Raw genomic sequence first — 20,319 nt, 5'->3', positions numbered from 1 at the left:
AACTAAAATTTATTTGATGTAGCACATTGTTTCCGGATATCGATTTTTTAACATCAATCTTTCTCAGGTTCTGAATCGACAGACGTAGACGCGCAGAACGAGTTAAGCTGCTGTAATAACTGATTGACCATATGTCGTGGATAAGTATGTCCCGTCGGCATGATAATATGCGCCACCTGCCGATATAATGGGTCGCGAGCGCTATATAGTGCTTGTAATATTTTTCTGGGATTCGGTTGCTGTAGCAGAGGTCGCGATTTATCTTTGGCGGTACGGGCCATTTGCACATCAACAGGCGCATTAAGATAGATAACAATACCGCGCTGCTTTAGAAACTCACGATTTTCAGCTGCCATTACTGCGCCACCACCAGTCGCTAAGACAATTTGCGGTTGCTGGGTCAATTCATCTATTGCTCGTGTTTCACGTTCACGAAAGCCCGCTTCGCCTTCTTTAGCGAATATCCAAGCAATATCAGCACCCGTTTGCGACTCAACATACCAATCACTGTCTACAAACGGTCGTCCTAATTGCTTTGCCAGTAATCTGCCAATTGTGGTCTTGCCTGCTCCCATCGGCCCTACTAAAAATACCGACGGTAATTCCTCAACCATAGTACTCACTCAGCTAAATTAGGTATGATACAACGTCATTGATATTCTGGCTAGTAATGAGCGATGATTATTGTTAGTAAAATCTCTGTAATCATAGAAATAGTAATCCTCATAGCCATAAAAAAAGCAAGCGCTAAGGCTTGCTTTTTCTGACTAAGAAATTACTAACTACTTATTAATCTAAGCGACTAATACCATCATTGATCAGTTTTGGTGTGATAAATATCAGTAACTCTTCTTTAGAAGTGCTACGTACATCCTTACGGAAGGCGCGACCAATATAAGGCAAGTCGCCTAAGAAAGGTACTTTTTCGACACCATTGTTGGTACGGTTTTTAAAGACGCCGCCCAATACAATCGTTTGACCATCTTCAACAATTACGTTGGTTGAAATAGAATCCTCAGCGATAGCAACCTGATTGTTAATAATGGTAGGTGTGCCATTAGTGATTAACAATTGCAAACCAATCTTACCATCTGGGGTAATATTCGGCGTGGCTTCTAGACTTAATGCTGCTTCTTTAAAGCTGGTAGTAGTGGCACCACTGGCCGATGCTTCTTGATAAGGAATCTGCGTACCAGATGATACTTTTGCGGTTTGTTTATCAGCCGTCAAAATCTTTGGCGTAGAGATAACTTCACCACGATTATCTGCTTGCATGGCTGATAACTCAAGATCTAGCATAAAATCAGAGATACCAAGTAAACCAAAAGCAATGCGGCCAGCAGGATTATCAACACCCAAGTCGACGTTTAAGTTATCAGGACGGCTGATATCATATTTAGGATAAGAAACCGTTTGTCCATTAACTGTCGTTGTCTGAACATCAAAATCTTTTAAATCCCATAAGGTTTGATTACTGCCGCCAACCAATAAGTTGCGGTTATTGGCGGCGCCGTTTGACAAGATACCCCAACGAACCCCTATCTCTTTACTAAAGCTATCACTGGCACTAACGATACGTGCTTCAATCATAACTTGACGGACAGGAATATCGATTTTGCTAATTAACTTATGAATATTTTCAATACTGGCTGCCACATCTTTAACAATCAAAGTATTGGTACGCTCATCGACCGTTACCGTACCACGATTAGACAACAAGGTATTGTTATCAGCAGTATTGGCGTTACCCGTATTGCTGCCGCCAGAAGAAGAACCTCCGCTACCTTGAGAGATAAGCGTCAAAACATCTGCTGCTTTTGCATAGCTTAGACGAATATATTCAGTACGTAGTGGTGCATAAGATTCAACGGCTTGCTGTGCTGCAAGGTCTTGAGCTTCTTGCTGCGCAAGCTCAGTAGAGGGCGCAACCAAAATCACATTACCATTTTCGCGTTTGCCCAGATTTTTACTTTTCAGGATAATATCAAGCGCTTGATCCCAAGGTACATTAATAAGGCGCAAGGTGATATTACCAGCAACCGAATCACTAGCGACGATATTCATCTCTGTAAACTGTGCCAAAATATCTAACACACTACGAATTTCGACATCCTGAAACTCCATAGATAGCGCTTCACCCGTATAAACTTTTTCTTCGAGCGTTGGCTCACGTAGTAGCTCTGGTTTCCTGATACCGATGTTTAACTGATTACCTGACTGGTAGGCTTGGTATTCATAATCTTCTTTCATATTAATGGTGATGACACCATTTTGACCTTGATTTTTAGTATCGATACTATCAACCAAACCACTGTTAACGTTCAAGCGGCGTAATAGATTTCTAGGCACGGTACTACCCGTTAAGCGTACCACTAGCTTATTACCTTGGCGCTGAACATCCACTGGAATTGCTTCGTTGGCAAGTGCAATACTCACGTTACCGCCACCGTCATTCCCTGCTGCAAAATTAACAGCGCTTAGTCCGTCATAACTATACTGCTTGCTCACTTGTGAGGCTGCAAGTTGTGGACTTAACAAGGGATTAACTCGTACTACCATAGTGTCAGCAGGTACTTGGGTTTTTGTTACCGTCGTCTTAATAGGAGTCACTGCTACACTACTACTTTCTACGATCGGGGTAACAATCGCTGTAGTCGTGATGGCAGTATTACCATTTAGCACATCTCTTACAGGGTCGTTGGTTATTACTTGAGTAACTACTGGCGCGATCACTGGACGATTAGGATCGGTAATAGTCAGCAACAATTCATTGCCATCAATAGCCGTGGTATAGTTGCCAGCTTGTTTTAGTCCAACAATAAGACGGGTAGTACTATCACTGTTAAGTGTAGTGACGTCCTTGATCATACCGATATTATATTCATTAAAGCGACTGGCAAGCCCGTTTTGTACCTGTTCAAAATCCAATACCAAACGGCTAGGATTATCTAACTGGTAAGCGGCAGGCAATACTGGCGCGCCTGCAAATCCTAAACGCATTTGCGTTACAGCTGGGGCAGTCTGCACGACAGAGACATTATTGATGCGCTGTTCGGCATGGGCGCTGCTACTTATTGCTACCATACTCATTGCCAATGCAGAGATGGCAAAAGTAGAAGATAGGCGGTTGCTCATCGTCATTACCTTGTTATTGCGTACTGTCATTATTTATTCCTCAAAAAATCTGCCGACTTAGCTTATAGGGGACACCAGTGACTGGGGTTTCTCAACAAACCCAGCACGGCTATCTGGCACAATTTCAATCAAGTTAATTTGGGTCGGCGTGATTTCAACAATACGGCCGTCATTTATTCCAAGATAATTACCTACTCTCACACTCGCAACCGAACCATCAGGACGCTGTACTAAAGCGTATTGCTGACCTTCGGGTGAAATAACGACACCGCGAAAGGTAAGTTGTGATAGCTCATATTGTTCCAGCGGTTCTTTGACTCGGGTTATGTCAGGGCGCACGCCATCAATAGAGGTCGTCGGACCTTGCACATTTACTAAGCTTGGTGGCAAAAATGGGCTACGCTGCGCACTGGCGCTATAAACAAAGTCTTCTACCAGTTCCGCTTTAGGCGGAGGCTCAATCGGCTGCGCTGGCTGATTACGAATATCAGCCATCGCCTGCTCTGCCAAACCAATACGATCAGTACAACCCGTCATTGATAAAATAGCCGCGCTTAATAACAGTAACTTTAATCTAGGCATAGACAGTTTTTGGATAGTCATTAGTTGCCTCCTGCAGCATCAGTGGGAACAGCTTCAGCAGTAGCAACCGTTTCATCACCTTCAGGAGCCGCTTCTTTTGAGCGATAAGTTTTGGTTTGTAGCACCAAATTAAGCTCTGGTAAAACATCTAAGGTCGGCTGTGGATTACTGACTTCAAAATCGTGCATCGTAATAATACGCGGTAAAGCCGCCAAACCACTGATAAAGCTACCAAACTGATGGTATTCACCTAAAGCAGCGATACGTATAGGCTGCTCAATGAAGAATTCATTTTCAATTTCAGGCTCTACTGAAATATCTTGGAAACGGATGTTACTGCCCACGCCCGTCATATTGATACCCTCTACTAACTCTGATACGCGGGTTTCTTTGGGTAGCTGGTCGAGTAAGGTATTGAACTCAGTTTCCATCTGAATGACTTGTGCTTGATAGGCCTTTAGATGGCGCGCACGTGATTCTTTTTCACGGTAGCTATCAAGTAAGGTTTGCTGCTGACTTTCAGCTGCTGTAATCTCATCAATTTTACTGCTAATCGGTAGCGCCCATGACAGAGCAGCAATCAGAGCAATGATAAATCCAATGACGGTGACCTTTACAGGAAGAGGCCAACTGCCGTAGTTTTCAGAATCCAATGACTCAAAACTGCGTCGAAACTCATTTAAATCAAACTGTTTTTTCGATTTTAACGCCGTCTTTTTGGTTTTGATTAGCGTTTTTTTACGGGTCAGCTTCATAACTCACCTCCAGGTCCAGTAGTGCCATCTACAGGTGCCGCCGTCTCCGACTGTACTTTAGTCGTGACCACAAACTGTACATAACTGTCTTCAGGATAAATAGGACGCGGTTGTTCACCAGTAGTGACTGTGGTTTCCAAAGTAGGCGCAGCTTGATAAGCAGTAATATTTTGCTGGATATTACTAACGGCCGAGTCACCCATCCACTTACTATCATCAAGATTACGAATCAAGCTTGATACGATGTTTGGATTATCCGCAAGGCCGGTCAACGTCAGTAAATCACCTTCACGCTTTAAATTGTTTAAATACAATGCTGGAGGAATGGCCTTTGCAAGATCGTCCCATAAGCGCACCGGTACCGGGCGTCGACCTTGTAAGTCTTGGATAACCTGCATACGTGAGATAATATCTTCACGGCGCTGCTCCAAACTATCAATCTCGACCAATGCTTTATCTAAGAGGACGTTTTCTTGCTCAATCAGTGCATTTGCCTTCAATTGTTCTTCGAGCTGATTGTTAAAATAGCTCCAAGAAGCGAATGCAGCCAGTAGAGCAAGTAGAGTCACTGCCACCACCAAAGTGATAAATTCTTTATTGCGACGTGCGCGTTCTTCTTGCCGCCAGGGCAATAGGTTAATACGAGCCATTAGTCAAAGCTCCTTAACGCAAGACCGCAAGCGGCCATTAAGCTTGGTGCATCAATCGCCAGCTGCTCATTATCGATATGCGGAGCAATGGTCATGTTGATGAATGGATTTGCTATGCTAACAGGCACGCCCAATCTCTGTTGAGCCATACCCGCGAGACCGGCAATAGAGCTACTACCACCAGCAAGTACCACATGATCAATACTGCTATATTGGCTAGAGGAGAAGTAAAATTGCAACGAACGAGTAATCTGTTGGATAGTATTTTCTATAAACGGCGTCAATACATCAGGATAGTAGTCATCAGGTAAATTACGCTCACGTTTACTAGTAGTTGCTTCTTCGGCCGATAGCCCATAACGGTTCTGTATCGCCTCAGTTAGCTGGCTGCCACCAAATAACTGTTCACGGCTATATATAAATTCACCATTTTTAGCAATATATAAGGTGGTTTGATTGTGCCCAATATCGACTAAAGCCACCAAATCCGGCAGATTTGGTAGACTATCTGCCATCAAACCAAAAGCACGTTCGATTGCATGAGACTCAATATCCATCACTTTAGTTTGCAGACCACCAAAGGTTAACGCGTCAACCCTTTGATCAACGTTTTCCGATCGCGAGGCGGCGAGTAGTACTTGCACCATATCGTCATTTATAAGAGAGGGACCCAATACTTCAAAGTCCAAGTTAACGTCCTCTAGTGGATAAGGCACATATTGATCAGCATCTAGACGTATTTGAGCTTCGCGCTCTACGTCATTGAGCACCATATCCATATCGATGATCTTAGTAATCACCGCTGACCCTGAGACTGCGGTTGCAGCGCTGCTACCCGAAGCTTGGCAACGTCTAGCTAAGCTTGCTATAGTATTACCTACAGCTTCGGTGTCTATAATAAGTTTGTCGACGACTACGCCTTCTGGTAGTATTTCAGTACCATAAGATTTTAAATGAAAAACGCCTTGTTGGCGCTGTATGTCAACCAATTTTACTGAGGTGGTAGAAATATCCACGCCAATTAAATGTCGACTCTTAGAAGTAAATAGCCTCACAAACTCTATACCTTATGTTAAGTGTACAATCTGATAGTTATTTGTAATAATTTAGTACAATACTTTACTTAACAGATAGATTCAAGCATTTAAATTATCTATCAAGGATAACTTACACATTTATTATTACTTGCCTATTTTGTTCAAGGTATAATGCCATACCTGTTGCAAATTTTAATTGATAAGTCTGATTATGACCAAAAAAAATGCTACCTTTCGTCTCATTCACTTTTTGGTGGGGCTTTTCATCGCTTGTTTGGCGTTAGCGGTTATCTTGGCGCTCGCTGTACCTATTGGTTTCTATGGCATGGCGATGTATTTATCGCCAACCTTGCCCAGTACTCAAGAAATTAAAACAGCAAAATTAGAGATGCCATTACAGATTTATAGTAGTGATGACAAGTTGATTGGGCAGTATGGCAATCGCCTATCGCTACCAATTACCTTTAATGAGATACCGGAAGATTTGACGCACGCTTTTTTGGCAGCAGAAGATGCCTCATTTTTTCAACATAGTGGTATTAGCATTAAAGGACTTGGTCGTGCTGTTACTGAAGTAGTAACCGACGATGATAGCCAAACGGGCGGCTCAACCATTACCATGCAGGTCGCCAAAAACTACTTTTTAAGCTCAGAGCGCACCTTAAATCGCAAGCTTACAGAATTGTTTCTAGCTCGTAAAATTGAAGACGAGTTGAGTAAAAACGATATTCTCACCCTTTATGTCAACAAAATTTATTTAGGAGAAGGCGCTTACGGTATTCGCGCCGCTGCTAAAAAATATTATAGCAAATCGCTAGAAAACCTTACCATTGCCGAAATGGCCATGTTGGCAGGGTTGCCCAAAGCACCTTCTAAATATAATCCGGTTGCTAACCCTAGTCGCGCGCTCACACGGCGTAACTGGATTATTGGACGCATGTATGAATTGGGCTACATTAATAAAGCCCAACGTGACGAGGGCATCAACTCTCCAATCGGTATTAACCTTTATAAAGAAAAGCTTGATGTTAATATGCCTTATTTGGCGGAAATGACACGTTCTGCACTGGTTGACCGTTATGGTAAGCAAGTCATGCATGGCGGCTGGCGTGTGCGTCTTACCGTTGATAGTAAAGCACAGACAGATGCTGAAGCGGCGGTACTGGCTGGCTTGGTTGCTTATGAGCATCGCCATGGTTGGCGCGGTGCTGAAGCAAATGACGAACCACTTGAGAACTTCCGCCGCTATAGCAACATGTCGCCTGCTAAAGTGACTAAGGTTAACTCTCAAAGTTTTGAAGCTACTATGCTCTCAGGTGAAAGTATCACGGTCAACTGGTCTGGTATGAGCTGGGCGCGCAAATATATTTCTGCGAATCGTATTGGTAACTCCCCTAGTAATGCCAGCCAAATTGTCAGTAAAAATGATATTATTCGCCTGCTACCTACTACGAATGGTGGTTGGCAGTTGGGACAAATACCTAAGGTTCAAGGTAGCTTGGTTTCTTTAAATCCTGAAACGGGCGCCGTTCGAGCATTAATTGGTGGCTTCGATTTTAACCATAGTAAATTCAATCGTGCCCTTCAAGGCTGGCGCCAACCAGGTTCAACCATTAAACCACTTGTCTATACCGCTGCCCTAGAAAAGGGCTATCGTCCAGATAGTATCGTTTCAGACCGCCCGATTCAAGTAGGTGACTGGAAACCTAAAAACTCTGATGGTCGTTTTTTAGGGGATATTACCCTACGCCGCGGACTATATTTATCACGCAACTTGGTTTCTATTCGTTTATTGCAAGCTATTGGTATTTCTGATGCGCGCAACCTCTTGGATGAATTTGGACTCGATAAAGAAAAGCTGCCAACCACTTTGTCTTTAGCCTTAGGTGCTGGTCAAGCAACTCCATTACAAATGGCGACCGCTTACGCCACCTTTGCAAATGGTGGTCATCGTATTCAGCCTTATTTTATCGAACAAATTTATAACTATAATAACAAGCTGTTATTTCAGGCAAATCCCAAGCAAGCTTGCGCCTTATGCTTCAATGAACTGCTTGACGACACCAACAAAAAACTTCTCGAAGATTTTGATGCGAAAACAGAAAGCGATAGTAAAACAGAAAGCGATAGTAAAGCAGCTGATTCTAGTAATAAAAAATCTGACTCTAAAGATCAAGCGTTAAATGAAAACCTAGATGCTGATTTAAATGTAGATGCAAATAGTAGCGACAATACTTCTAAAGATAGTAAAGAAGTTGATTTGAGCATTTATGATGCCAGTCCAGGGTCGGATCGTCTAAAAGCGCCTGTTATACAGTATGTGCGGGCAGAACAAGCACCGCGTATTTTAAAACCGAGAGTAGCTTTTGAGATGGCAGATATCTTACGTGATGTGGTACAGCGTGGTACAGCCTTTAAGGCAAAATCTTTGGGACGTGACGATATTGGTGGCAAGACTGGTACCACCAACGACGCAAAAGATGCCTGGTTTGCAGGATTCCATCCTACTAATGCAACGGTCGTATGGATGGGATTTGATCAGCCCTCAACGCTTGGTCGACGCGAGTATGGTGGCGTAGCAGCGTTACCGGTCTGGATGGACTTTATGAAAGCCCAACTTAAAGACACTCCCAATCAGTGGGTGTCTATTAATAACCGAGCCAAGTCTAAAAAACAAAAGCAAAGCATTATAGAAATGATGGATGAAGGGGTTATCGATCTTGAAGACGAAAATACCGATATAGGCAAATCAGATAAACCCGTCAAAACCACCACACAACAACGCCAACCGCCTACCCCTAGACCTGTGGAAACACCGCAAGCTAAACCGGTAGCTAAGCCTAATAACAATCGTAATAGTGATAGCTTAGCGCAAAAACCAAAACCATTATCGCCAACACCAGTAGAACGTATGCCAGCAATGCCAGAATAAATATACGGCTGATAATATAAAAGTAGTTATTCAATAAAAGGCTTGTTCAGTATCTACTGAGCAAGCCTTTTATTTGTCCTCTTAAAATTCCACCATACCAGCACGTAGTTGCTCAATCAGCTCCAAAAACTGCTGACGCCATTCACGTATGGTCGCATCATCCGGTAACCACTGATTCGATAATGTAACGACATTTACAATAAGATCAGGCGACTCTGTTGCGCCCCTATTTACCTGTTCATCGATTACAGGATCAGCTATCACGGCATATAAACAACGCTGGTACGCGTGCTCTATATTTGCTAAGAATCCCTGTTGTTGTAGCTGTTGTAAGCGCTGTACTTCTGGCGATACTTGAGTGCGCTCACTGAGCAAATCTTCAATATCTGACAGCGTTGGTGCCGCTAATGTTAAATTATAAAAGTGACCAAGCTCTTGTAGAAAGGCCAAAAAAGTACCATACAAATGGAAAATAGCCGTCTCACAATGCGCTTGATAGTGCTGCTTATCGTTAGTACTTGCCGCCGCTTGACAAGCCAGACGACAAAAATATAGCTTTTGATTGGTACGGTCAGCTTGATATTTAGCAACACGAGTCTTACCAGCCATGCCCTTATCCTTTTTAATTATTAATGATGATGAGCTATTATCTAAACAGCCATAACTGTTTTATAAAGTTACTTTATTGCAGTGTACTATTTTCTTAAATAACTTCCTAAGAAAATAACCATTTATTCTTCACTTTGTTAAAGGCGCAAAAAAGCCAGCAACATGGCTGGCTTTTTTATTTATAGAAACAATTGAACGTGATTTAAATTAATGATTGCCTTGATTAAGCTCTTGAGCAAACGCTTCATCGAAGCTAGCAAAGTCTTTGCTATCTGTACTGGCTGTCATATCAAACGCTGCGTTTAAGTCTTTATCTTGCAGTTTTTGCTCCGCTTTTTCTTTACGTGCTTTATGATAAGCAAGACCAGTACCAGCAGGAATCAAGCGACCAACGACTACGTTTTCTTTCAGACCACGTAGCTCATCGACTTTACCAGTAACCGCAGCAGCCGTTAGGACACGTGTGGTTTCTTGGAACGATGCCGCTGAGATAAAGCTTTCAGTTGCAAGGCTTGCTTTGGTGATACCCAATAATTGACGCTCATACTGTACTGGGAATTTATCTTCCGCAACCAGCTTCGCATTCAACGCTTTGATATCAGCGTATTCTACCTGATCACCTTTAAAGTGGCTTGAATCGCCGCCGTCGGTAATCTCAACTTTACGTAACATCTGACGAATGATAACTTCGATGTGTTTGTCGTTGATTTTTACACCCTGCAAGCGATAAACGTCCTGTACTTCGTTGACGATATAATCAGCAAGCGCGGTTTGTCCTTTTAGACGTAGGATATCGTGCGGGTTTTGTGGACCATCAGCGATAACCTCACCACGGGCAACTGTCTCGTTTTCGTAGACGTTGATTTGACGCCATTTTGGGATCAGCTCTTCATGAATCTCGCCATCTTCATTGGTAATGATGAAGCGGTTTTTACCTTTAGTCTCTTTACCGAAGCTCACGACACCTGACATCTCTGCCATGATCGCGTGGTCTTTTGGACGACGTGCTTCAAATAAATCGGCAACACGTGGTAGACCACCGGTAATATCTTTGGTACCAGAAGAGGCTTGTGGTACACGTCCTAAGATCGAACCTGCTGCTACTTTTTCACCATCGCCCACGCGAATAATGGTTTCAGCCGGTAAGAAGTAAACCACTTCTTTACCTTCGTCCGTATTCAAGATAATCGCCGGACGTAAGTCTTTTGCTGAGCTTGAACGGTCACGAGTCGCTAGAATCTCAAATGAGCTCATACCAGTCGCATCATCAACCTTCACAGTCGCAGTCAAGCCATCAGTAATATCACTAAAGCGTGCTGAACCAGCGAATTCTGTGATAATAGGATGCGTGTGCGGGTCCCATTTAGCGATGGTCTGACCGCCTTCGACCTGATCTTCGTTTTGCACAAGAACGCTTGAACCATAAGGTACTTTATAGCGCTCACGCTCACGACCAAGCTCATCGGTTAAGGCGATTTCAGCTGAACGCGATACGATAACCAAATGACCATCGGTATGTTGAACCGTTTTCATGTTTTCAAAATGCGCTTGACCAGCACTACGTACAGAGATGCTGTTGTCCACAGAAGCAGAACTCGCCGCTCCACCTACGTGGAAAGTACGCATCGTTAACTGAGTACCAGGTTCACCGATAGACTGCGCTGCCATAACACCGACTGACTCGCCGATATTGACTTGATGACCACGAGCAAGGTCACGACCATAGCACTGTGCACAAACACCATGTTCGATATCACAAGTAATGACCGAACGTACCCAGATATCATCAATTGCATTGTTATCAAGCACATTTACCCAATGCTCATCGATCAAGGTACCTGATGGAATCAAGATTTTTGATTCGTCATCGTTGTAAGATACATCACGTGCAGTCACACGACCAAGCACCAGCTCACCTAGCTTTTCAATGATTTCACCACCTTGAATATGTGGTTTCATGAGCAAGCCTTGCTCAGTACCACAATCTTCGCTAGTAATAACCAAATCTTGTGCCACGTCAACCAAACGACGCGTCAAGTAACCTGAGTTAGCCGTTTTCAATGCCGTATCTGCTAGACCTTTACGCGCACCGTGAGTTGAGATGAAGTACTGTAGTACGGTCAAACCTTCACGGAAGTTGGCTTTAATCGGCGTTTCGATAATTGAACCATCCGGTTTAGCCATTAGACCACGCATACCTGCCAACTGACGAATCTGCGCCGCACTACCACGAGCACCAGAATCTGACATGATAAAGATAGAGTTAAATGACTTCTGTTCTTCCTCGACGCCTTGCGCATTGATTACTTTATCTGTGGCCAAGTTGTCCATCATCGCTTTAGCGACTTTGTCATTGGTACGTGACCAGATATCGACTACTTTGTTATAACGCTCACCAGCGGTCACAAAACCCTGCTCAAACTGATCTTCGATTTCGCGAACTTCAGCTTCAGCTACTTCGATGATTTGTTTTTTCATTGGCGGGATGACCATGTCATCGATACCAATTGACACACCAGATAATGTTGCTTGAGCAAAACCAAGATACATCAATTGGTCAGCGAACATCACACTGTCTTTGACGCCTACTTTACGGTAGCAAGAGTTAATCAATTTAGAGATATTTTTCTTCGTCATCTCTTCGTTACATTCATCAAACGACATACCTTTAGGCATGATGTTCCAAATCAGTAAACGACCAGCTACAGTATCTTTTAGGCTTATCTCTTTGGTATGATTACCATCTTCATCGATATGCGTTTCAGTCACACGAACTTTAATCTTGGCGTTCACATGTAAATCGTTTGAACCAATCGCACGCAATGCTTCATTGACCGTGGCAAAAATCATGCCTTCGCCTTTGGCATTGACTGATGAACGGCTGATGTAATACAAGCCTAACACCACATCCTGTGATGGTACGATGATTGGCTCACCGTTCGCAGGAGACAAGATGTTATTGGTAGACATCATAAGCGCGCGTGATTCAAGCTGCGCCTCTAAGGTTAATGGCACGTGAACCGCCATTTGGTCACCATCAAAGTCAGCGTTAAACGCTGTACAAACCAATGGATGCAATTGAATCGCTTTACCTTCGATCAATACTGGCTCAAATGCTTGTAGACCCAAACGGTGAAGCGTTGGTGCACGGTTCAGGAGCACTGGATGCTCACGGATAACCATGGCCAGCATATCCCAAACTTGCGGCTCTTCGCGTTCTACCATTTTTTTAGCAGCTTTAATCGTCGTTGCTAAACCATGAGATAACAGCTTGTTGTACGTAAATGGCTTGAATAGCTCAAGTGCCATTTTCTTCGGTAAACCGCACTGATGCAAACGTAACGTTGGACCAACAACGATGACCGAACGACCAGAGTAATCAACACGCTTACCCAATAAGTTTTGACGGAAACGACCTTGCTTACCTTTGATCATATCAGCCAAAGATTTCAATGGACGCTTGTTACTACCCGTAATCGCACGACCGCGACGACCGTTATCAAGCAAGGCATCAACTGACTCTTGCAACATACGTTTTTCGTTACGTACGATGATATCAGGGGCACTCAACTCAAGCAGACGCTTTAGACGGTTGTTACGGTTAATGACACGGCGATATAAATCGTTTAGATCTGAGGTCGCAAAACGACCACCTTCTAGTGGTACTAGAGGGCGCAAATCTGGTGGTAATACTGGCAAGATGGTCATCACCATCCATTCAGGCTTATTATGAGAATCACGGAAAGCTTCTAACAGCTTCAGACGCTTAGACATCTTTTTAAGCTTAGTCTCAGAACCTGTTTGTGGAATAGCTTCACGCAGCTCATCAATCTCAATATCTAAATCGATGTCTTTTAATAAGTCTTGGATAGCTTCTGCACCCATCTTGGCAACGAACTCATCACCAAACTCTTCAAGGGCTTTATAGTAATCTTCATCATCAAGCAATTGATACTTCTCTAAAGAAGTCAAACCTGGCTCAGTAACGATATAGCTTTCAAAATACAGGACGCGTTCGATATCACGAAGCGTCATGTCTAGCAATAGACCAATGCGGCTTGGTAATGATTTTAAGAACCAAATATGCGCAACTGGGCTCGCTAGGTCAATGTGACCCATGCGATCACGACGAACTTTAGCAGTGGTAACTTCAACACCACATTTTTCACAGATAACGCCTTGGAATTTACGGCGTTTGTATTTACCACATAAACATTCGAAATCTTTTACTGGACCAAAAATTTTGGCACAAAAAAGACCATCGCGCTCAGGTTTAAAGGTACGATAGTTAATCGTTTCAGGCTTTTTAACTTCACCGTGCGACCATGATTTGATCACGTCAGGTGAGGCCAAAGTAATTTGAATACTGTCAAACTCTTGGTTACCGTTGCCGGTAGGGCTTTGCATGATATCGAGTAAATCTTTCAAGTTGCTTCTCCGTTATCTTTATAATCATCTGCTAGCGTTGTCACTATTATCATGGCGGCGCGGTTAGGATGAATGAAGGCAATGAATAGGGTTGAGACAAATCACTAAAAGCAGCAGCAATCAGCATACTGCCTTTAGTTAACAACTAAGTTAAACAACGGATTTAGTTGCTTTGTTTTAACTCAATATTGATACCCAGTGATTTGATTTCTTTGGTCAATACGTTAAACGATTCAGGCATACCTGGATCCATATACTGCTCACCATCAACGATGTTTTTATACATACGTGTACGGCCTTCAACGTCATCCGACTTCACAGTTAGCATCTCTTGCAAAGTATAAGTCGCGCCATATGCTTCTAGTGCCCAGACTTCCATCTCACCAAAGCGCTGACCACCAAACTGAGCTTTACCGCCCAATGGTTGCTGCGTGACTAGCGAATATGAACCCGTTGAACGCGCATGCATCTTGTCATCAACCAAATGGTTAAGTTTAAGCATATACATGTAGCCGACCGTTACTTTACGATCAAATTTCTGACCAGTACGACCGTCGTACAAGGTTTGCTGACCATCACGTGCCATACCAGCAAGCTCAAGCAAATCTTTGACTTGATGCTCATGTGCACCATCAAATACTGCCGTACCCATCGGTACACCGTCACGTAAGTTATCTGCTAGCGCCATGATGTCATCATCAGTTAAGCTATCGAGATCAACCTGCTCGCCGCCAACTTTGTTATAGATTTGGTCTAGGAAATCACGCAAATCTTTTATTGCTGCTTGGGCTTTGAGCATACCGTCGATTTTCTCACCGAGGCCTTTCGCCGCCATACCTAAATGCGTTTCTAGTACCTGACCGATATTCATACGCGATGGTACACCAAGCGGGTTCAATACGATGTCAACCGTATTGCCATGCTCGTCATAAGGCATGTCTTCAACCGGCATAATGCGCGAGACAACCCCTTTATTACCATGACGACCAGCCATTTTATCACCAGGCTGGATACGACGCTTAACCGCTAGATAAACCTTAACGATTTTTTGCACGCCATGTTGCAAGTCATCACCTGCCGTCAATTTACGTTTTTTCTCAGCAAACTTGCTGTCAATGTCTTTTTGCTTATCGACTAAGTATTCTGCAATTTGCGTTAGACGCTCAGAGATTTCTTCTTCAACAGGCTGTATATCAAGCAAGGTCTCAAGGCTCATATCTTTCATATCAGCCAATGCCATGACGGTACCAGCTTTTAGACCAGAACCACCACTGACTTTTTGACCATCTAGAAGATTACCAATACGGCCGCGTGCTGCAGCTTCAAAGATGCGTAGCTCTTCTTTCAAATCTTTACGATAGCTGTCAAGCTGTGACTTTTCGATGGCACGTGCACGCGCATCTTTTTCAACACCGTCACGGGTGAAGACTTGTACGTCAATAACCGTACCTTTGCTTGATGTTGGTACACGCAATGAGGTGTCTTTTACATCAGCGGCTTTTTCACCAAAGATAGCCCGGAGCAATTTCTCTTCTGGCGTTAGTTGCGTCTCACCTTTCGGCGTCACTTTACCAACTAAGATATCACCAGCATCAACTTCAGCACCGATATAAACGATACCTGCTTCATCAAGACTTGATAGAGCCGCTTCACCAACGTTTGGAATATCCGCAGTAATCTCTTCTGTACCTAGCTTGGTATCACGCGCCACACAAGTCAATTCTTGAATATGGATGGTAGTAAAACGATCTTCTTTCACAACTTTTTCAGATAAAAGAATAGAATCTTCGAAGTTGTAACCATTCCATGGCATAAATGCGATGCGGATGTTCTGACCCAATGCCAACTCACCAAGATCCGTTGACGGACCATCAGCTAAGATATCGCCTACAGCGATTTCGTCACCTTGGTTCACGATAATACGTTGGTTGATACAAGTGTTTTGGTTAGAACGGGTATATTTAACTAAGTTATAGATATCAATACCGGCTTCACCAGCAATCATCTCATCTTCATTCACACGAACCACAACACGTGAAGCATCAACGTCTTCGATCACACCGCCACGCTTAGCGATCACACAAACACCAGAGTCACGCGCAACGTGACGTTCCATACCTGTACCCACTAACGGCTTATCAGCACGTAGTGTAGGAACCGCCTGACGTTGCATGTTCGAGCCCATCAAGGCACGGTTAGCATCATCATGCTCTAGGAACGGAATCAAACCAGCGGCTACCGATACTACCTGACTTGGTGACACATCCATATGCGTCACTTTTTCTGGTGGCATACGGACAAATTCACCATAGCTACGAACACTGACCATTTCATCAGATAGGGCACCATCAGCGGTCACTGGTGAATCAGCCTGTGCGATAACTGTACCGACTTCTTCAATCGCTGATAAATATTCAATAACGTCTGTTACTTTTCCATCAACCACACGGCGATAAGGCGTCTCTAAAAAGCCAAAGCTGTTAGTTTTAGCAAAGGTCGCTAGTGAGTTAATCAAGCCAATGTTTGGACCTTCAGGAGTTTCAATCGGACATACGCGACCATAATGCGTATCATGGACGTCACGTACTTCAAAACCTGCACGTTCACGGGTCAAACCACCGGGTCCTAAAGCTGAAACACGACGCTTATGCGTCACTTCAGACAATGGATTATTCTGATCCATAAACTGTGATAACTGGCTTGAACCAAAGAATTCTTTAACCGCAGCCGCAACAGGCTTTGAGTTAATCAAGTCTTGTGGCGATAAGTTATCAGATTCAGCTGAGCTTAAACGCTCTTTAACCGCACGTTCAACACGTACTAGACCCACACGGAATTGGTTTTCTGCCATCTCGCCTACTGAACGAATACGGCGGTTACCTAAATGGTCAATATCATCAACTTCGCCGCGACCATTGCGAATCTCAATCAGCTCTTTTAGGACGTTGACGATATCGGCATTGGTCAATACACTACGTTCACGTTGGATATCAGCGTCGTCCGTATCTACAAAGTCAAGACCTAAACGGCGGTTAAATTTCATACGACCGACATTTGATAAGTCATAACGATCAGCGTTAAAGAACATGCTGTCAAACAATTTCTCAGCGGTTTCGATCGTTGGTGGCTCACCTGGACGCATGACTTTATAAATCTCAACCAACGCTTCTTCGCGGCTTGAGGTACTATCAGCGCGTAACGTATCGGCAATATAACTGCCCTGATCGATATCGTTGGTGAATAAAATACTGAACTCTTTAATAGAATCACTGGCTTCAAACGCGCTTAACTTAACCAATAATTCATGGTCAATCAACGTATTGGCTTTAGCAATGACTTCATCATTAACGATGATATCTTCTGCCAAGATACGCTCATACAAGTATTCATCAGGCACAGCAATTTTGGTCATACCAGCTTCTTCAAGCTGACGAATACGACGGGCATTAATACGTTTGCCCTGCTCGACAACCACATCACCTTCAGGAGTGACGATATCAAACTGCGCCATTTCGCCACGTAAACGATCAGCAACCAGATCAATTTCAAACTGCTCTTCGCCTTTATAAACGGCTACTTTTTCAAAGAACAGATCTAAAATCTCAGAAGTGCTTAAACCTAGTGCACGCAGGATAATTGACGCCAATAATTTACGACGACGGTCAATACGAGCAAAAACTAAGTCTTTAGCATCGAATTCAAAATCAAGCCATGAACCACGGTAAGGAATGATGCGAGCGTTATAAAGCACCTTACCACTTGAATGCGACTTGCCTTTATCATGATCAAAGAACACGCCAGGTGAGCGATGTAACTGTGACACGATAACACGCTCAGTACCATTGATAATAAAGGTACCGTTAGCGGTCATCAATGGCATCTCGCCCATATAAACGCTTTGCTCACGGATATCTTTGATAGCCGCTTTGCTATCTTTATCTTTGCTATCTTTATCTTTGATAATTAAGCGGATTTTAACACGCATAGGCGCAGCAAACGTTGAGCCACGTAGAATACATTCACGCTCATCAAACTCAGGCGTGCCTAGATAATATTCAACGAATTGTAGCTCTGCATTACCAGAGTGACTCTCAATTGGGAAAATAGAGGAATACGCAGCTTGCAAACCAGTATTCTCACGAGCTTTTGGCTTTTTATGCTCTTGCAAAAATTGCTCATAAGAATCTACTTGGATAGACAACAAATAGGGAATGTCCATCACAGTAGGCAATTCAGCAAAACTTTTGCGAATACGCTTTTTTTCAGTATAAGAATATGCCATCGAGAGTCCTTACAGTAAACGTGGAAACAAATTGAAAGCGTGGCCAGCGTGCATCAATATTAGTTGATATTAATATTATGCAAACTTGGCGACGTAAACGATAATATAAAACGGTTATTCCTGCTCATTTAATGACTGATGATTAATTCACGCGTATAGTGCATGATTAACCCAGCTTATTTAAGCGTAAAATCGGCATCTAAACATGCCTATATGGGTGCTGACATTGCAAATTTCAATGTCGTACACTCTATAATACTTACAACCAAGCACTGGTATTTAAATACTATTGATTCTGTTGATAAATTCACTTAAAGTGTGGGTAATACCTTTAAAGCGTTGTTGATATCTTAAACAAGGGTGTTGCCTATAAAATTCAATTCTTAAACTATCTAGCACTAAACAGCAAACTACTCACTATCTACCATCATAAGTAATATCGTCGCTGATATCTACCGTCTACGAGCCTACCTACTGACAGTAAAACCATGCTAAATAAATAACCTAAGATTTATAACGTTTCAGAATTAATGCTAATTGGAGTAACTATAAATTTTAGGCAATGACTGTTAAAATCAATACAAACTATAGTGTTAATAGGAAAGCATGCGGACACAAAAAAACGCCAAACATCGATCGACGTTTAGCTTATATTAACTGACTTCAAAAATTACTAAGTGTGCTTGCGCTGTGTTTACTTGCATAGCTATCGTCTGTCCTTTTGATGGGTATCCACCGTGATGTTGCATGCGACTGTTGGCAGACACAAAAGGTCAAGCTACGAATTATAATAAAAAAAAGCTGGCAATGCAAGGCATTACCAGCTTTTTTTGTACAACACTAAGATAAGCGAGGCTTATTTTAGTTCAACAGTTGCACCAGCTTCTTCAAGTTTCTTTTTCAACTCGTCAGCTTCAGCTTTGTTTACGCCTTCTTTGATTGGAGCTGGAGCGCTTTCAACCAAATCTTTCGCTTCTTTCAAGCCAAGACCAGTAGCTTCACGTACGGCTTTAATTACGCCAACTTTCTTCTCGCCAAAGCTGGCAAGAACAACGTCAAACTCTGATTGCTCTTCAGCAGCAGCAGCAGGACCGGCAGCAGCAGGTGCAGCAGCGGCAACAGCAGCAGTTACGCCGAATTTTTCTTCCATAGCGCTGATTAATTCAACGATATCCATTACTGACATTTCAGCGATTGCGTTTAACACGTCATCTTTAGATAGTGCCATGAGAACTCTCCGTTATCTGATAAAAATTAATTGATTTTAATATCGCTTGGATTGCTTGCTAAATTTTCAAATAGGGTTAGCAATAAAGTGCAATCGGCGATGTCAAAGTTACGTTAAAACAAGCAATTATGCCGCTTCTTTTGCGTCTTTGATTGCTGCTACCGTGCGAACAAGCTTACTAGGAACAGCGTTCATAGTTTGAACAAGCTTGGTAACTGGTGCATTCATAGTAGCCATCAAGATAGAGAGTGCTTCGTCGCGAGTTGGAAGCTTCGATACGCGCTCTAGCTCTTCTGGACCATAAACAACACCACCGACTGATACCAATTTGGTCTCTAAAGCTTTGTTATCTTTGCTAAAGTCGAAAACGACTCGAGCAGCAGATCCCAAATCTTCCATAGAGAAAGCCAAAAGTAATGGACCAGTCATACGGTCTGACATGCTCTCAAACTTAGTGCCTTCAAACGCACGTTTTGCTAGGGTATTTTTTACCACTTTCAAAACGACGCCTTTTTCACGGGCTTGTTCGCGTAGCTTAGTAAGCTTTGCAACACCAATACCATGATATTCGGCAGCTACTGCTGAGTAAGCATTAGCAGCAACTTCAGACACTTCAGCCACAACTTGTTGTTTTTGCTCTAGCGTTAATGCCATAAGTTGACTCCTTTAATCTAATCAATC

Annotated in this window: 12 protein-coding genes; 1 reads left to right on the top strand and 11 read right to left on the bottom strand. The window is 43.1% G+C overall.

Going from position 1 to position 20,319, the window contains the following annotated elements; translation table 11 throughout:
• Positions 1-53 precede the first annotated feature (53 nt).
• The 6 genes from aroK to WAZ74_RS01165 all read right to left on the bottom strand — a co-directional run bounded on the left by aroK (position 54) and on the right by WAZ74_RS01165 (position 6,177).
• On the bottom strand, positions 54-614 hold the full coding sequence (gene aroK, locus WAZ74_RS01190) for a shikimate kinase AroK (protein ID WP_422304939.1): 561 nt from the start codon (positions 612-614) through the stop codon (positions 54-56).
• 175 nt (positions 615-789) lie between these two features.
• The gene (gene pilQ, locus WAZ74_RS01185) at positions 790-3,165 is read right to left on the bottom strand and encodes a type IV pilus secretin PilQ (protein WP_422304937.1); all 2,376 of its coding nucleotides are present in this window, start codon (positions 3,163-3,165) and stop codon (positions 790-792) included.
• Between the two features lie 27 nt (positions 3,166-3,192).
• Complete coding sequence (locus tag WAZ74_RS01180) at positions 3,193-3,738, bottom strand: pilus assembly protein PilP (protein ID WP_422304935.1); 546 nt, start codon at positions 3,736-3,738, stop codon at positions 3,193-3,195.
• Positions 3,738-4,472 (bottom strand): type 4a pilus biogenesis protein PilO, encoded by a 735-nt coding sequence (locus WAZ74_RS01175; RefSeq protein WP_422304933.1) that lies wholly within the window; start codon positions 4,470-4,472, stop codon positions 3,738-3,740. The genes WAZ74_RS01180 and WAZ74_RS01175 overlap by 1 nt, the downstream gene beginning before the upstream one ends.
• Positions 4,469-5,122 carry a PilN domain-containing protein gene (locus WAZ74_RS01170; RefSeq protein WP_422304931.1) on the bottom strand — a complete coding sequence of 218 codons (654 nt, stop codon included), beginning with the start codon at positions 5,120-5,122 and terminating at the stop codon, positions 4,469-4,471. Before WAZ74_RS01170 ends, WAZ74_RS01175 begins: the two co-directional genes overlap by 4 nt.
• Positions 5,122-6,177, bottom strand: a complete 1,056-nt coding sequence (locus WAZ74_RS01165) for a pilus assembly protein PilM (protein WP_422304929.1) — start codon at positions 6,175-6,177, stop codon at positions 5,122-5,124. Before WAZ74_RS01165 ends, WAZ74_RS01170 begins: the two co-directional genes overlap by 1 nt.
• A 193-nt stretch (positions 6,178-6,370) precedes the next feature.
• Here WAZ74_RS01165 and WAZ74_RS01160 point away from each other — a divergent pair, with 193 nt between their 5' ends.
• Positions 6,371-9,091, top strand: coding sequence for a transglycosylase domain-containing protein (locus WAZ74_RS01160; protein WP_422304927.1), 2,721 nt, complete (start codon positions 6,371-6,373; stop codon positions 9,089-9,091).
• 81 nt (positions 9,092-9,172) lie between these two features.
• Here the strand turns inward: WAZ74_RS01160 and WAZ74_RS01155 are convergent, their stop codons facing one another.
• The 5 genes from WAZ74_RS01155 to rplJ all read right to left on the bottom strand — a co-directional run bounded on the left by WAZ74_RS01155 (position 9,173) and on the right by rplJ (position 20,292).
• Positions 9,173-9,700 carry a DUF6586 family protein gene (locus WAZ74_RS01155; protein WP_422304925.1) on the bottom strand — a complete coding sequence of 176 codons (528 nt, stop codon included), beginning with the start codon at positions 9,698-9,700 and terminating at the stop codon, positions 9,173-9,175.
• A 207-nt stretch (positions 9,701-9,907) separates the two neighbouring features.
• Entirely contained in the window at positions 9,908-14,128 is a 4,221-nt protein-coding gene (gene rpoC, locus WAZ74_RS01150; RefSeq protein ID WP_422304923.1) for a DNA-directed RNA polymerase subunit beta', read from the bottom strand.
• A gap of 163 nt (positions 14,129-14,291) precedes the next feature.
• On the bottom strand, positions 14,292-18,410 hold the full coding sequence (rpoB, locus tag WAZ74_RS01145) for a DNA-directed RNA polymerase subunit beta (protein WP_422304921.1): 4,119 nt from the start codon (positions 18,408-18,410) through the stop codon (positions 14,292-14,294).
• Between the two features lie 856 nt (positions 18,411-19,266).
• Positions 19,267-19,638 (bottom strand): 50S ribosomal protein L7/L12, encoded by a 372-nt coding sequence (gene rplL, locus WAZ74_RS01140; protein ID WP_201544321.1) that lies wholly within the window; start codon positions 19,636-19,638, stop codon positions 19,267-19,269.
• 126 nt (positions 19,639-19,764) lie between these two features.
• Positions 19,765-20,292 (bottom strand): 50S ribosomal protein L10, encoded by a 528-nt coding sequence (gene rplJ, locus WAZ74_RS01135; RefSeq protein ID WP_201544320.1) that lies wholly within the window; start codon positions 20,290-20,292, stop codon positions 19,765-19,767.
• Positions 20,293-20,319: the final 27 nt, after the last annotated feature.

It is taken from the genome of Psychrobacter sp. (assembly GCF_049295055.1).
Classification (GTDB): domain Bacteria; phylum Pseudomonadota; class Gammaproteobacteria; order Pseudomonadales; family Moraxellaceae; genus Psychrobacter.
Note: the sequence above shows the minus strand (reverse complement) of the source record. Positions and strands in the feature narration are given on the sequence as shown.

Bases quoted from the DNA above. Each gene is read 5' to 3' on its own strand.
- rpoB (WP_422304921.1), bottom strand. From the start codon at position 18,410: ATGGCATATTCTTATACTGAAAAAAAGCGTATTCGCAAAAGTTTTGCT.
- rplL (WP_201544321.1), bottom strand. From the start codon at position 19,638: ATGGCACTATCTAAAGATGACGTGTTAAACGCAATCGCTGAAATGTCA.
- aroK (WP_422304939.1), bottom strand. From the start codon at position 614: ATGGTTGAGGAATTACCGTCGGTATTTTTAGTAGGGCCGATGGGAGCA.
- WAZ74_RS01175 (WP_422304933.1), bottom strand. From the start codon at position 4,472: ATGAAGCTGACCCGTAAAAAAACGCTAATCAAAACCAAAAAGACGGCG.
- WAZ74_RS01155 (WP_422304925.1), bottom strand. From the start codon at position 9,700: ATGGCTGGTAAGACTCGTGTTGCTAAATATCAAGCTGACCGTACCAAT.
- rplJ (WP_201544320.1), bottom strand. From the start codon at position 20,292: ATGGCATTAACGCTAGAGCAAAAACAACAAGTTGTGGCTGAAGTGTCT.
- WAZ74_RS01180 (WP_422304935.1), bottom strand. From the start codon at position 3,738: ATGACTATCCAAAAACTGTCTATGCCTAGATTAAAGTTACTGTTATTA.
- WAZ74_RS01170 (WP_422304931.1), bottom strand. From the start codon at position 5,122: ATGGCTCGTATTAACCTATTGCCCTGGCGGCAAGAAGAACGCGCACGT.
- pilQ (WP_422304937.1), bottom strand. From the start codon at position 3,165: ATGACAGTACGCAATAACAAGGTAATGACGATGAGCAACCGCCTATCT.
- WAZ74_RS01160 (WP_422304927.1), top strand. From the start codon at position 6,371: ATGACCAAAAAAAATGCTACCTTTCGTCTCATTCACTTTTTGGTGGGG.